The organism is Bradyrhizobium sp. KZN70725 (assembly GCF_055264925.1).
In genome coordinates this window covers 1-13,588 of record NZ_JBUYWT010000100.1, presented here as the reverse complement: position 1 = coordinate 13,588, position 13,588 = coordinate 1, and the positions used below count along the sequence as shown (strand labels likewise).

The window sequence follows — 13,588 nt, the reverse complement described above, 5'->3', positions numbered from 1 at the left end:
CCTCGCTGCCATCGACAAACCTCCGCCCATCAACCCCAGCCGTCGGAAATCAACCATCTCACCTGACCAGATGGAGCTCCACTATGCCTGAATTTCCCCGGACACCCCTGCGCAGGCGGGGCGAGGTAAGAGCATCAGCGCCGCGCCGCATTCGGCAGCTTCACCACCTTTTCGCCGGTTGCCTCGTCGGCATAGGGGGCCAGAATATCCAGCAGATCGCGGCCGCGCTGCGGGCTTGGCGCGACCAGCGCACGGGTCGCCACGGAATCCAGATGGCTGTGCATCAGCCCCATCACCTTGTCGACGTCGCCTTTCGCCAGCGCGGCGATGATCGCGCGGTGCTCGTTGATCGCGCATTCCGACGAATGCGGCCGGCTGTACAGCGACAGCGTCAGGCAGCAGCGGTAGGCGACCTCGCTGACATAGCGCACCAGGATCGGGCTGTTCGTCATGTGGGCGAGCAGGATGTGGAATTCGGTGGCGAGCCGGATCGACACCGCGTCGGTGCCGTCGCGGGCGCGATCCTCGGCGTCGACATGGGCATTCAGCTCGGCGATCTGCGCCTTGGTCAGCTTGCCCGCGAGCTGCCGCACCACCAGCCGCTCGAGCTCGATGCGAATATCGAAAGCATCGCGCGCCTCCTGCCAGCTCGGCGTCGCCACCACGGCGATGCGGTTGCGGCGCAGCTCGACCAGGCCTTCGGCCGCCAATTGCCCGAGCGCATGCCGTGCGATGGTGCGGCTGACGCCGAAACGCTCGCCGAGCGAATCCTCGGGCAGCTTGGCGCCGGGCTCCAGCGCCTGCTCGATGATCGCGCGCCGCAGCGCGCGGCAGATCACGCTGACCTTGTCTGACGATTCAGCCGTCTTGCTGCTGTCGGCGCGCCCCGCCATTGCCGCGAATCCCTCTCGAAGGTGCTTCGAACGCCTCTTTATCATACCGCCAAAGCAATCGGGCGCTCGAATTGCATGCAGTTTGAGCCGCGGATTGCCCAAAAGGAATCCGGCCTTTGAGGCGGGGAACGCGCGATCTCCTTGATTTTCAACGCCGCTGCCGCTGGCATCCGGCTTGCATGCACTTTGCTCGTGATGCGCATGCAACCAAACTCCGAATTTGCCGGCGAGCCGATGGCCGCCGGATCCGCGCCGACCGCGATCGAGCTGTCGGACGCCTCCGTCACCTTCGGCCGCGGCGCCCGCGCCGTGCCGGCACTGTCGACAACCACGCTGCGGATCGCCGACGGCGAGTTCGTCGCGCTGGTCGGCCCGTCCGGCTGCGGCAAGTCCACCATCCTGCGGCTGGTTTCCGGCCTGGCGCGGCCGACCACCGGCGTCGTCATCGTCGGCGGCCGCGAGGTCGCGGCGCGCGCGGTGCGGGTCGGCATGGCGTTCCAGAACCCGACCATGCTGCCGTGGATGACGATCGAAAAGAACATCATGCTGCCGCTGAAGATCGTCGAGCCGTTCCGCTCGCAGTTCCGCAAGCTGCGCAAGACCGAGTTCCGCGACAAGGCCAACACGCTGCTCGAGCAGGTCGGGCTGAAGGGCTTTGGTGGCCGCTATCCGTGGCAGCTCTCCGGCGGCATGCTCCAGCGCGCCAATCTGTGCCGCGCGCTGATCCACGAGCCGCGCATGCTGCTGCTCGACGAGCCGTTCGGCGCGCTCGACCAGTTCACCCGCGAGGAGCTGTGGGGAATCCTTCAGCAGCTCTGGATGACCCACAGGCCGACCGTGCTGCTGGTCACCCATGATCTGCGCGAGGCCGGCTTCCTCGCCAGCCGCATCTGCGTGATGAGCGCGCGGCCCGGCCGCATCCTCGACGACTCCAGGGTCGACTTCGCCCGTCCGCGCACCGTGGCGATGACCTTTGAGCCCGACTTCGTCGCGCTCAACCAGAAGCTCCGCGCCTTCATCGTCGATGCGCGCAGCGCGGCGCGCGAGGGAGCCTGACCATGTCCGTGTCAGACATCAGGCAGAAGGCCTGGTCCGCCGCCCTGATCGTGCTGTTCTTCGTCGCCTGGGAGCTGTTCTGCCTGATGACGGGGATGTCGGACCTCGTGTTGCCGCGGCCGTCGCAAATCTTCGTCACGCTGTTCGAGAAATTCCCGATCCTATGGCCGCACATCGTGCAGACCCTGGTCACCACCATGATCGGCTTCGTGCTCGGCGTGGCGCTCGGCGTCGCGCTCGGTGCCGTGATCGGGGTGTCAAAAACCGCCTACGACACCTGTTATCCGCTGCTGGTCGGCTTCTCGTCGATCCCGAAGGTCGCCGTGGTGCCGATCTTCGTGCTGTGGTTCGGCTCCGGTACCGTGCCGGCGGTGTTGACCTCGTTGTCGATCTGCTTCTTCCCGATCGTCGTCAATATCGCCACCGGTCTTGCCACCACCGAACCCGAGCTCGAGGATGTGCTGAAGGCACTCGGCGCCAGCAAGTTCGACATCCTCTGGAATGTCGGCCTGCCGAGGACGATGCCGTTCTTCTTCGCCTCGCTGAAGGTCGCGGTCTCCTACGCCTTCGTCGGCGCGGTGCTGTCGGAAACCGTCGCCTCAAACCGCGGCATCGGCAACGTCATGATGACGGCGTCCTCCAATTTCAACGTGCCGCTGGTGTTCGCCGGACTGTTCGTGCTCGCCGGTCTCGGCGTCGCGCTCTACGTCCTGTTCTCGCTGATCGAGGGCCAGGTCACCGGCTGGGCGACACGCAAGGACAATGTCATCGCCACTTGAGACACTTCGTCGACCGTCAAGCAATGAAGCTTAAGGAGATCTCGATGCTGAGAAAAGTAAGCGCCGCGCTGTTGGGATTGGCCCTGGTCGCCGGTCCCGCGCGCGCCGAGGACACCACCATCAAGTTCACGCTGGGCTGGAAGACGCAAGGCTCGGACGCCGCGTTCTTCTACGCCAAGGACAACGGCTACTTCAAGGAAGAGGGCCTCAACGTCGTGATCGACCAGGGCGAAGGCTCCGGCGCGACCGTGACGCGCATCATGTCGGGCGCCTATGACGCCGGCTTCGGCGACGTCAATGCGATCATCCAGAACGCCGCGACCAAGCCGCAGGATGCGCCGGTCATGGTCTACATGATGTGGAACCAGCCGCCATTCGCGATCGTCGCCAAGAACTCGAGCGGCATCAAGACGATCAAGGATTTCGAGGGCCACACGCTCGGCGGCGCGCAGGGGACGCCGACCACGCGGCTGTTGCCGGTGTTCGTGCACAAGAACGGGCTCGATGGCGAGAAGATCAAGGTCTCCAACATGGCGCCGAACCTGCAGGAGCCGATGCTGATCAAGGGCGACATCGACGCCGCGCTGGTGTTCAACATCACGAGCTATTTCAACCTGGTGCTGAACCGCCAGGACCCCGACAAGGACTTCAAATGGTTCTCGTTCGGCGATTACGGGCTCGACCTCTATTCCAACGGCGTGATGGTCTCGCGCAAGCTGATCGCCTCGAACCCGAAGGCGGTGGCCGGTCTGGTGCGCGCCATCAACAAGGGCGCGATCGCGGTCGCCAAGGACCAGAACGCGGCCATGAAGGCGGCGCTGAACTATGACAATCTGATCAATGTCGATGTCGAGAAGCGCCGGCTGCAATATTCCTTCGAGAAGCTGATCGTCTCGCCGGAGATGAAGGACATCGGCATCGGCGACGTCAAGGACGACCGCATGGCGCGCGCCATCGGCTTCATCGTCGAAGGCTACCAGCTCACCCGCACGCCGGCCCCGGCCGAAGTGTTTTCGCGGGAATTCCTGCCGCCACGCGCGGAGCGGGAGCTGGTGTATACGGCGAATTAAGTTTAACTCGTCATTGCGAGCGAAGCGAAGCAATCCATTCTTCGGCACGGGAATAGATGGATTGCTTCGTCGCTCCGCTCCTCGCAATGACGGCGGAGGGACCGATGGACGTCACGGCAACCCGTCTGTTCTGCGGTTCTGACCACGACATCCGCAACGACGTCGTGCTCCGTCACGACGGCGGCGTCATCACCGATATTTCCGAAGCCGCGCGCCCGGCGACAGGCCCGCGTTCCCTCATCCTTCCCGCCTTCGTCGACGCCCACGACCACGCCCGCCCGCGCGCCTCGAGCTTCGGCGCGGTCGGCATGCCGCTGGAGAGCTGGATCCTGCGCACGGTGGTCGGCACGCCGGTCGATCCCTATCTCACCGCGGCCTCGGCGTTTGCCCGCGCGGCGCAGGCCGGCTGCGCGGCGATGATGGTGCACTACACCCGCCCGAGCGGTACCATGCCGCTCGTCGATGAAGCCAGGGCGATCGCGCGCGCCGCCGGCGATGTCGGCATCCGCATCGCCTTTGCGATCGCGGTGCGCGACCAGAACCCGATCGTCTATGGCGACAGCGAAGCGGTGCTGTCAGGTCTTCCGGCCGATGACCGCAAGACGATCGAACAGCTGTTCGTGCGGGCCCCGATGTCGCCAAAAGCGTATATCGAGCTGACCGACGCGATCGCGGCGGCGATCGGCGGGCCGAAGGTTGATGTGCAGCTTGGGCCGGCCGGGGTGCAGTGGTGCTCGAAGCCGCTGCTGGAGGCGGTCGCGGAGAACTCGGTACGGACCGGCCGCCGCATCCACATGCATCTGCTCGAGACCACCTACCAGCGCACCTGGGCCGACCAGCATTTTCCCGGCGGCATCGTGCGCTATCTCCGCGATATCGGTTTCCTCTCGGAGCGGCTGACGCTCGCGCATTGCATCCACGCGCGGCCCGACGAGCTCGAGATGATCGCGGCGTCGGGCGCGCGCATTGTCACCAACTTCTCCTCCAACCTGCATCTGCGCTCCGGGCTGGCACCGATCGCGGCGGCGCACGGCTGCGGCTGTGCAATCGCGGTCGGCGTCGATGGCCTCGCGCTCGATGAGGATGACGACGTGCTGCGCGAGATGCGGCTGGTGCAGATGATGCACGGTGGTCTCGGCTTCAAGCGTACATGGACTGCTCAGGAATTCTTCACGCTCGTGATCCGCAACGGCCGCCGCGCCACCGGCGCGCCGGGCACCGGCGAGCTCGCGGTCGGTGCGCCGGCCGATTTCGTCAGCATCGATCTCGACCGCCTCGAGCGTGATCAGATTCTCGATGCCGATCCGCTCGATCTGCTGTTCGCACGCGGCAATGCGTCGCTGATCTCTGAGCTTGTGGTCGATGGTCGCAGCGTCGCCAAGGCCGGCCGGTGCCTCGGTGTTGATCTCCCCGCCATTGAGCAGGAACTGCGCGGCATCACCCGCGCGAGCGCGGCCACATACGCGCATGTCTTGCGCGCATGGCCGCGATTGTCGAACTCAGTGCAACACTGGTTCGAAGCGCAGCTCACCTGCAATTAGCTGCACAATCTTCGCTTCGCGCTGAGCAGCAACTTCGGTCATACGCTCGCTAATTCCGTCAAGCGGAAGAAAATTCCACTTGCATCACACAGTCGGCGCGGCTTCAAGTTCACCCAACAAGAAGACTGAATCAGTCGCTGTCACCGGCTGGTCATGTGTCGGGAGGAAGCCTGATGGGCGCGTTATCGCATCTGCGGATTGTCGAGATCGGAAGTGCTGCGGCGACGAGCTATTGCGCGCGGCTGTTTGCCGATTTCGGCGCCGATGTACAGAAGGTCGAGCCGCCGCACGGCGATCCGCTTCGCCGCACCGCGCCGCTGACGCCCAAAGGCCGGAGCGCGTGGTTTGCGTTCCTCAACTTCAACAAGTCGAGTGTCGTCCTCGACACGCGCGATGCGGGTGCGGTATCGCGCTTGCGGGAGCTGATTGCCGGCTGCGACATCCTGCTCGACGGGCGCGGCATCGCTGCGGCGGATTGTCCCGAGATCGATCTCGACGCGATCAAGCAGAGTAATCCGGGCCTGATCCATCTCGACCTCGCCTGGTTTGGCGATCGCGGTCCCTACGCCAATTTCGTGGCGACCGACTCCACGATCCGCGCGCTGACCGGGCTGGTGAAGCTGGTCGGTCCGGAGCAGGGGCCGCCGATGCATGCGCCGGATTTCCAGATCGGGATTCTGGGCGGGCTGTGGGGTTTCATCGCCGCCGCATCGTCGGTGCTCGGGCGCATGCAGGACGGGCGCGGGCGCGAAAACCATCTCAGCCTGTTCGAGGCCTCTATCGCCGTCACCGAATACATCATGTTCGAGGCATTCCAGCGCGGCGACATCATGCGGCGGATCGGCGTCAACCGGTTCTGGCCGACCTTTCCGGTCGGCATCTACGAGACCAAGCAGGGCTGGCTCGGCGTCACCACGGTGACCCCGGCGCAGTGGCGCGCGTTCTGCGAGATGCTCGGGCTCAACGAGCTGCGCGACGATCCGACACTGGTCATGGGGGTCGACCGGCTGCGCCATGTCGCCGAGATCGAAGCCAAGATCCTGCCGAAGCTGAAGCAGCGCACCGCGCAGGAATGGTTCGCCGAAGGGCTCAAGCGCAAGATTCCGATCGTGCCGGTGCCGGAGGTCGCGGATCTCATCGCCGATGAGGAGAAGCGTGCGCGTGGCGCCATCGTCCCGATCACCATCGGTGACGAGACCGGCTTTTCCGCCGGCACGATGCAGCGGCTGACCGCAACGCCGCCGCTGCGCGGCGGCCGGGTGCCTGATCTCGGCGAGCAGCAGGCGAGGCGCGAGGCTGCGCCGCGCGTGCCGGCGCCCAAGCCCGCTGCAACCGATCGCTTGCCGCTCGAGGGCATCCGCGTCGTCGACTTTTCGATGGGCTGGGCCGGGCCGATCTGCACCCGCACGCTCGCCGATCTCGGCGCCGACGTCATCAAGATCGAGGCGACCCAGTATCCGGACTGGTGGCGCGGCGTCGACCGCCGTCCGGCCTATGTGCTGGAGCAGATGTACGAGAAGTCGGTGCGCTACTGCATCATGAACCGCAACAAGCGCGGCATCACGCTCGATCTGACCCGGTCGAAGGGGCTTGAATTGGCCAAGCGCCTGCTCGCCGATGCCGACCTCGTGGTCGACAATTATTCGGTCGAGGTGCTGCCCAAGCTCGGCCTCGGCTACGACGTGCTGAGCAAGATCAATCCCAAGCTGGTGATGATGTCGATGTCGGCGTTCGGTGCCGGCAGCGTGCATCGCGACTGCCGCGCTTACGGCTCGACGCTGGAGCAGGGCTCCGGCCTGCCCAGTGTGGTCGGCGATCCCGATGGTCCGCCGGTCATGAGCCATACCGCGTTCGGCGACGCCGTCGGCGGGCTCAACGGCGCCGCCGCGGTGCTGACCGCGCTGATCCACGCCAAACTGACGGGACAGGGGCAGTTCATCGATCTCGCCCAGATCGAATGCATGATGCCGTTCGCCGCGCCCTGGATCGTGGCGCATTCGACCAGTTGCGAGCCGCCGACCAAATACGGCAACCGCCATCCCGATTTCGTGCCGCATGGCTGCTTTCGCTGCGCCGGAGAAGACAACTGGATCGTCGTCGCGGCGTCCGACGACGCGATGTGGCCGAAGCTCGCCCGGCTGCTCGGCCGCGAGGATTGGGCAGCGGACGCGGCACTCAAGACGGCCGCGGGCCGCCGCGCCATCGAGGCCGAGATCGAGGCTGCGATCACGGCTTGGACCGCGGCGCGCGATGCCGATGCGGCGATGACCGCGCTGCAATCTGCCGGCGTTGCCTCCGGCGTGGCGCGGCTGCCGATCGATCTCCTAGAGGATCCGCAGCTCCACGCGCGCGGCTTCATCCAGCATGTCGACCGCGCGTTCATCGGGCGACATCCGCAGCCGTCGATGCCGTTCCGGGAGAGCGATGCGCCGTTCGCGATCCGCTCGGTGCCGCCGACGCTCGGCGAGCACAACCGCGAGATCCTTGGCGGCATGCTCCGGCTCTCCGACGCCGAGCTCGATGAGCTCGCCCGCGATGGCATCATCGGCACCGAGATGCTGATGGAGGAGCAGCTGGTGAAAGAAAAGAAGCGGGCGGCGGGCTGATGGACGCAGGCCAGCCGGCACAGCGCAGGGCGGAGGGTGCGCGCGACGGCGCGCCGCCGCTATTGTCCGTGCACGGGCTCGGTATCCGCTTCAAGACCGCGCAGGGCGTCTGGCAGGCGACGCGCCGCGTCGACTTCGACATCGCGCCCGGCGAGCGCGTCGGCATCGTCGGCGAGAGCGGCTGCGGCAAGACCATCACCGGCCTGTCGATCCTGCGGCTGTTGCCGGGCAATTTTGCCGGCCTCGACGGCAAGATCCTGTTCGACGGCGTCGATCTCGCTTCCTGCAGCGCGCGGCAGATGCGCGCGGTCCGGGGCAAGCGGATCGCGATGATCTTCCAGGAGCCGATGAGCGCGCTCGACCCGGTCTTCACCGTCGGCCACCAGATCGCCGAGACGCTGCGCGTCCATACGGACGTTTCCCATGAGGAGGCGCGCGCCAAAACGCTGGAGATGCTCCGCCGCGTCGGCATCGCCTCGCCCGAGCGGCGGATCGACGACTATCCGCACCAGCTGTCCGGTGGCATGCGCCAACGCGTGATGATCGCGGCGAGTTTGATCTGCGGGCCGCAGCTTCTGATCGCGGACGAGCCGACCACCGCGCTCGACGTCACCGTGCAGGCGCAGATCCTCGAGCTGCTGCGCGACATCAGCGAGACCTCGAAGACCGCGCTGATGCTGATCACCCACGATCTCGGCGTCGTCGCCGAGACCTGCACGCGGATGATCACGATGTATGCCGGCGAGGTGATCGAGGACGCCACGGTCGACGAGGCGCTGGTGCGGCCGCTGCATCCCTACACGTCCGGACTGTTGCGCTCGCTGCCGCATTTGAGCCCGCGCCACGGCCGGCTGCCGTCGATCCCGGGCCGGGTGCCGTCGATCGCGGAGATGCCGAATGGCTGCCGCTTCCGGGCCCGCTGCGCGCATGCGGCCAAAGGTTGCGAGGCCGAGCAGAAGCTGCAGGACGCCGGCGGCGGCAGAAGGGTGCGTTGCTGGCGCTTTGCCGAGCTCAATCTGCCGGGCGCGCTGCATCCGCCTGGCGCGCCGGCTGCTGCGAAGGTCGCGACGCAATGACCACAGCCGGTGCCGAGCCCCGCCGCGATGCCATCGTCTCGGTGCGCGACCTTCAGGTCCGCTTCCAGACCTCGGACCGCCGCGCCACCGTGAAGGCGGTCGACGGCGTCAATTTCGACGTCCGCCGCGGCGAGACCTTCGGCATCATCGGGGAGTCCGGATCGGGCAAGACCACGATCGGCCGCGCGCTGGTGTTCTTGCTCAATCCCAGCGCCGGCGCCATCCTGCATGACGGCATCGATCCAACGGCGCTGCCACGCCGGGAGTTTCAAAACCATCGCCGCGACTACCAGATCATCTTCCAGGACCCGAACGCCGCGCTGAATCCGCGCATGACCATTCTGGCCTCGGTGCTGGAGCCGCTGGAGCTCGCACGTGTCGGCAGCCGCGCCGAGCGTGAGGGGCAGGCGCGGGAGGCGCTGGAGCGCGTCGGCCTGCCGCAGGAGTTCGGCGCGCGCTACCCGCACCAGCTGTCCGGCGGCCAGAAGCAGCGCGTCGTGATCGCCCGCGCGCTGACGCTCAAACCAAAACTGATCGTCTGCGACGAAGTGGTGGCCGCGCTCGACATGTCGATCCGCGGCGACGTGCTCAATCTGTTTGCCGAACTGCAGCGCGACCTCGGGTTGACCTACGTCTTCATCACCCATGATCTCGCCGTGGTCTCGCATATCAGCGAGCGCGTCGCGGTGATGTATCTCGGCCAGTTCGTCGAGCTCGGGCCGACCGAGGAGGTCGCCGAGCGGCCGCTGCATCCCTACACGATCGCGCTGCTGTCGGCCGAGCCGCGGCCGCTGCCGTCCACGATGCGGCAGGAGAGCCGCATCGTCCTGCAGGGCGAGGTGCCGAGCCCGATCGATCCGCCCTCGGGCTGCCGCTTCCGTACCCGCTGCCCGCACGCGCAGCCGCTCTGCACCGACCGCGTGCCGGAGTGGCGCGAGCTGAAGCCCGATCACTGGGTGGCCTGCCATTTCGCCGACCGCCTGAATTTTTCGCCGAACTCACAACCGGAGACGACGCCATGACAATGACGACACGACGCGAGGCCATGGCGCTGATCTCGGGCGCATTGGCCAGCACCACGCTCAGCGGCCGTGCGTTTGCGGAAGGCGCGCCGAAGAAGGGCGGCACCTTGCGCATCTCGGCGCCGGCCAATCCGTCGAGCCTCGATCCGGCGACCGGCGGCGCCGGCTCCGACCACGCCTTCCTGTTCACGATGTACGATACGTTGACCGAATGGGAATTCGACACGCTGAAGCCGAAGCCCGGCCTTGCCGAAAGCTGGAAGTTCACCGACCCCACCACGCTGGTGCTCAACATCCGCGCCGGCGTCACCTTCCATGACGGCACGCCGCTTGATGCGGAAGCCGTCAAGTTCAATCTCGAGCGCAACCGCAGCGATGCGAAGTCAAACATCAAGGCCGATCTGCTCTCGGTCGCCGCGGTCGAGGTCACCGGCCCGCAGCAGGTGACGTTGAAGCTGAAGACACCGGATACCGCGCTCCCCGGCATCCTCTCCGACCGCGCCGGCATGATGGTGTCGCCGACGGCGCTGAAGGCGGCCGAGGGCGGCGTCGTGACGCGCAAGCCGGTCGGCGCCGGCGCGTATTCGTTCGTCAGCTGGGCCGACGGCGAGAAGATCGTGGTCAAGCGCAACGAGAAATACTGGAAGCCGGAGCGGCCGCTTCCTGACGCCATCGAGATCTCGATCATTCCCGAGCTCACCACCGGCGCCCGCTCGGTCACCGCCGGGCAGAACGATCTGATCTACCAGCTGCCGCCGCGGCAGAAGGTGATCATCGAGCGCGCCTCGAGCGTCAAGGTGGTGCATGGCCCGACGCTGTACGTGCTTCAGATCTTCCTCAACTGGGCCAAGCCGCCGTTCGACAATCTCAAGGTCCGTCAGGCGCTCAACTTCGCGATCGATCGCGAGTCCTTCGTCAAGGCCGCGCTCGCAGGTCTTGCGGAGCCCGCCTACATGAACCTGCCGAAGGCGCATTGGGCATACGACGCGGAGGTCGCAAAACTCTATCCTTATGATCCCGACCGAGCGCGCAAGCTGCTCGCCGAGGCCGGCTTCAAGGAGGGTACCCAGATCGAGCTCGGCGGCTATCCGGACCAGGATTCGGTGCAGCGTCAGGAGATCCTGATCGAGCAATTGCGCAAGGCCGGCATCGGCGTGCGCTTCGTCAACGCCCCGATCGCGGAAGCTTCCGCGGCCTTCTTCGGTCCGGAGAAGAAGGGGGCAGGGCTGCTCTCGGCCTGGACCGGCCGGCCCGACCCGAGCCTGACCTATTCGCTGATGTTCACCAAGGACGCCTATTACAATGGCGGCCGCGCGCCGGTGCCGGCCGAGCTCGAGGCCGCGATCAAGGAATCGCGCGCCTCGGAGGACATCGACACCAGGCGCAAGGCGTTTTCCACCGTGCAGCGGCTGGTGATGGAGAACGCCTTTGTCGCGCCGCTGGCGTTCCAGTTCGAGCTGGTCGCCATGAACAAGAAGGTGCAGGGCTATCGGCCGAACCTGCTTGGCAAGCCGAAATACGACGACGTCTGGCTCGGGAGTTAGGCGATGGCGCGACGGTCACCGGTCAAGGTCGTCGGCAGCCGCCTCGTGCAGGCGCTGCCCGTGATCCTGCTCGCGACCTTCATGGTGTTCGCGCTACTCAAGCTGGTGCCCGGCGACATCGCCGTGACGCTGGCGGGCGACAACGCGACCGACGCGCGGATCACCGAGATCAGGAAGATCTACGGCCTCGACCGCCCGTTCCTGGTGCAATACGGCGCCTGGCTCGGCAATGTCGCGCAAGGCGATCTCTCGCAATCGCTATTGACCGGCGAGAAGGTCGCGGACTCGATCGGGCGCGCGTTTCCGAACACGCTGCTGATCGTCGTGATCGCGCTGGCGCTGGCGCTGGTCACCGGCATCCCGATGGGCGTGATGGCCGCGATCAAGCCGAACGGCTGGATCGACAAGCTGATCAGCATGCTGGCGTCGCTCGGCGTCGCGGTGCCCGGCTTCTGGCTCGCGATGATCCTGGTGGCGGAATTCTCGCTGAAGCTGAACTGGCTGCCGGCGACCGGCGCAAAATCCTTCAGCGCCTCGCCGGTCGATGCGATCAGGCATGCGCTGCTGCCTGGCATCGCGATCGCGGCCTACGGTATGGCCGAGGTCGCGCGCCAGCTGCGCGGGGCGCTGCTGGAGGTGCTGTCATCGCAATATGTCCGCACGCTGCATGCCAAGGGGCTGTCGATGTCCCGCATCCTCTGGCAGCACGGCCTGAAGAATGTCGGCGTCAATCTGCTCACCATCATCAGCCTTTTGGTCAACCGCATGCTGGCGGCGACCGTGGTGATCGAGGCGGTGTTCGCCATTCCCGGCCTGGGCAGCCTGATCGTGCGCGGCGCGATCCAGCGCGATTTCCCGATCGTGCAGGGCGTCGTCTTCACCATGGTGGTGGTTGTGATCGCGGTGAACCTGATCACCGATTTGCTCTGCGCCGCGGTCGATCCGAGGATCGAGCAATGACCGAGGTGGTGCTCGCTCCCCTGAAGGCACCGGCGAGGCCGACGCGGCTGCGGCGATTCGCGCGCTGGCTCGCCGGCGACCTCCGCGCCGCGCTGTCGATCCTGGTGCTCGTGGTGCTCGTCGTCGTCGCGATCGGCGCGCCCTGGATCGCGCCCTATGCGCCGACCGCGCAGGACGTCAACAACATGCTGGCGCCGCCGGGGCCGGCCCATCTGCTCGGCACCGACGATCTCGGCCGCGACATCTTCTCCCGCTTGATCTACGGCGCGCCGGCCACCGTCTATGCCAGCCTGCTTGCGGTCGGCGTCGCGGTTCTGATCGGGCTGCCGGTCGGCCTGATCGCCGGCTATTTCGGCGGCTTGATCGACGACATCATCAGCCGCATCATCGACACCTTCCTGTCGTTCCCCGCCATCGTGCTGGCGATCGCCGTCACCGGCGCGCTCGGCATCGGGCTGACCAACGGCATGATCGCGGTCGGCATCACGATGTTTCCGGCGCTGGCGCGCATCGTCCGCGCCCGCACGCTGATCGTGCGGCAGGAGCTCTATGTCGACGCCTCCAGGGGCTTCGGCGCGCCGACATGGCATGTGCTGTGGCGGCACGTGCTGCCGAACACGCTGCAGCCGGTCATCGTGCAGGTGACGCTGTTGCTCGCCGCTGCCCTCTTGGCCGAAGCCAGCCTGTCGTTCCTCGGCCTCGGCATCCAGCCGCCGGACCCGAGCTGGGGCGCGATGCTGGCGCGTGCCTATCAATACATGGAAATCGCCCCGGAGCAGATGTATGCGCCGGGTCTTGCCATTCTCGTCGTCTCCCTGGCGTTCAATGCGCTCGGGGAATCCTTGCGTGTCGTGCTCGATCCGACCATGAAGGATCGCTAGTGCAAATGTGTACGGGATGCCGCGCGCTCATCACCTCGCCCCGCTTGCAGCAGGGGTGTCCGGGGAAATTCAGGCATAGTGGAGCTCCATCTGGTCAGGTGAGATGGTTGATTTCCGACGGCTGGGGTTGATGGGCGGAGGTTTGTCGATGGCAGCGAGG

General features: G+C 66.3%; 11 protein-coding genes. 10 read left to right on the top strand and 1 reads right to left on the bottom strand.

The features are described from left to right. Positions 1-134: 134 nt before the first annotated feature. Positions 135-893 carry a GntR family transcriptional regulator gene (locus ACZBJS_RS40480; RefSeq protein WP_168858912.1) on the bottom strand — a complete coding sequence of 253 codons (759 nt, stop codon included), beginning with the start codon at positions 891-893 and terminating at the stop codon, positions 135-137. 201 nt (positions 894-1,094) lie between these two features. Here ACZBJS_RS40480 and ACZBJS_RS40475 point away from each other — a divergent pair, with 201 nt between their 5' ends. From ACZBJS_RS40475 to ACZBJS_RS40430, 10 genes are all read left to right on the top strand, one after another. Next, a complete protein-coding gene (locus tag ACZBJS_RS40475) occupies positions 1,095-1,949 on the top strand; it encodes an ABC transporter ATP-binding protein (RefSeq protein ID WP_229191405.1) in 855 nt (284 codons plus the stop codon). 2 nt (positions 1,950-1,951) lie between these two features. Further along, the gene (locus ACZBJS_RS40470) at positions 1,952-2,728 is read left to right on the top strand and encodes an ABC transporter permease (protein WP_050425957.1); all 777 of its coding nucleotides are present in this window, start codon (positions 1,952-1,954) and stop codon (positions 2,726-2,728) included. Between the two features lie 44 nt (positions 2,729-2,772). Further along, a complete protein-coding gene (locus tag ACZBJS_RS40465; RefSeq protein ID WP_076824351.1) occupies positions 2,773-3,798 on the top strand; it encodes an ABC transporter substrate-binding protein in 1,026 nt (341 codons plus the stop codon). 104 nt (positions 3,799-3,902) lie between these two features. After that, a complete protein-coding gene (locus ACZBJS_RS40460) occupies positions 3,903-5,339 on the top strand; it encodes an amidohydrolase family protein (RefSeq protein WP_463440168.1) in 1,437 nt (478 codons plus the stop codon). A 173-nt stretch (positions 5,340-5,512) separates the two neighbouring features. After that, positions 5,513-7,945, top strand: coding sequence for a CaiB/BaiF CoA transferase family protein (locus ACZBJS_RS40455; protein WP_463440167.1), 2,433 nt, complete (start codon positions 5,513-5,515; stop codon positions 7,943-7,945). Beyond that, complete coding sequence (locus ACZBJS_RS40450; RefSeq protein ID WP_463440166.1) at positions 7,945-9,021, top strand: ABC transporter ATP-binding protein; 1,077 nt, start codon at positions 7,945-7,947, stop codon at positions 9,019-9,021. Before ACZBJS_RS40455 ends, ACZBJS_RS40450 begins: the two co-directional genes overlap by 1 nt. Further along, complete coding sequence (locus ACZBJS_RS40445) at positions 9,018-10,043, top strand: ABC transporter ATP-binding protein (protein WP_463440165.1); 1,026 nt, start codon at positions 9,018-9,020, stop codon at positions 10,041-10,043. The genes ACZBJS_RS40450 and ACZBJS_RS40445 overlap by 4 nt, the downstream gene beginning before the upstream one ends. Next, entirely contained in the window at positions 10,040-11,587 is a 1,548-nt protein-coding gene (locus tag ACZBJS_RS40440; protein WP_057015153.1) for an ABC transporter substrate-binding protein, read from the top strand. The genes ACZBJS_RS40445 and ACZBJS_RS40440 overlap by 4 nt, the downstream gene beginning before the upstream one ends. A 3-nt stretch (positions 11,588-11,590) precedes the next feature. Further along, positions 11,591-12,547 carry an ABC transporter permease gene (locus ACZBJS_RS40435; protein WP_057015154.1) on the top strand — a complete coding sequence of 319 codons (957 nt, stop codon included), beginning with the start codon at positions 11,591-11,593 and terminating at the stop codon, positions 12,545-12,547. Then, the gene (locus ACZBJS_RS40430) at positions 12,544-13,428 is read left to right on the top strand and encodes an ABC transporter permease (RefSeq protein ID WP_229191400.1); all 885 of its coding nucleotides are present in this window, start codon (positions 12,544-12,546) and stop codon (positions 13,426-13,428) included. Before ACZBJS_RS40435 ends, ACZBJS_RS40430 begins: the two co-directional genes overlap by 4 nt. The last annotated feature ends 160 nt before the right edge of the window (positions 13,429-13,588 follow it).

Coding starts and splice junctions, on each gene's coding strand:
- ACZBJS_RS40470 (WP_050425957.1), top strand. CDS start 1,952: ATGTCCGTGTCAGACATCAGGCAGAAGGCCTGGTCCGCCGCCCTGATC.
- ACZBJS_RS40455 (WP_463440167.1), top strand. CDS start 5,513: ATGGGCGCGTTATCGCATCTGCGGATTGTCGAGATCGGAAGTGCTGCG.
- ACZBJS_RS40475 (WP_229191405.1), top strand. CDS start 1,095: ATGCAACCAAACTCCGAATTTGCCGGCGAGCCGATGGCCGCCGGATCC.
- ACZBJS_RS40440 (WP_057015153.1), top strand. CDS start 10,040: ATGACAATGACGACACGACGCGAGGCCATGGCGCTGATCTCGGGCGCA.
- ACZBJS_RS40435 (WP_057015154.1), top strand. CDS start 11,591: ATGGCGCGACGGTCACCGGTCAAGGTCGTCGGCAGCCGCCTCGTGCAG.
- ACZBJS_RS40430 (WP_229191400.1), top strand. CDS start 12,544: ATGACCGAGGTGGTGCTCGCTCCCCTGAAGGCACCGGCGAGGCCGACG.
- ACZBJS_RS40460 (WP_463440168.1), top strand. CDS start 3,903: ATGGACGTCACGGCAACCCGTCTGTTCTGCGGTTCTGACCACGACATC.
- ACZBJS_RS40445 (WP_463440165.1), top strand. CDS start 9,018: ATGACCACAGCCGGTGCCGAGCCCCGCCGCGATGCCATCGTCTCGGTG.
- ACZBJS_RS40450 (WP_463440166.1), top strand. CDS start 7,945: ATGGACGCAGGCCAGCCGGCACAGCGCAGGGCGGAGGGTGCGCGCGAC.
- ACZBJS_RS40465 (WP_076824351.1), top strand. CDS start 2,773: ATGCTGAGAAAAGTAAGCGCCGCGCTGTTGGGATTGGCCCTGGTCGCC.
- ACZBJS_RS40480 (WP_168858912.1), bottom strand. CDS start 893: ATGGCGGGGCGCGCCGACAGCAGCAAGACGGCTGAATCGTCAGACAAG.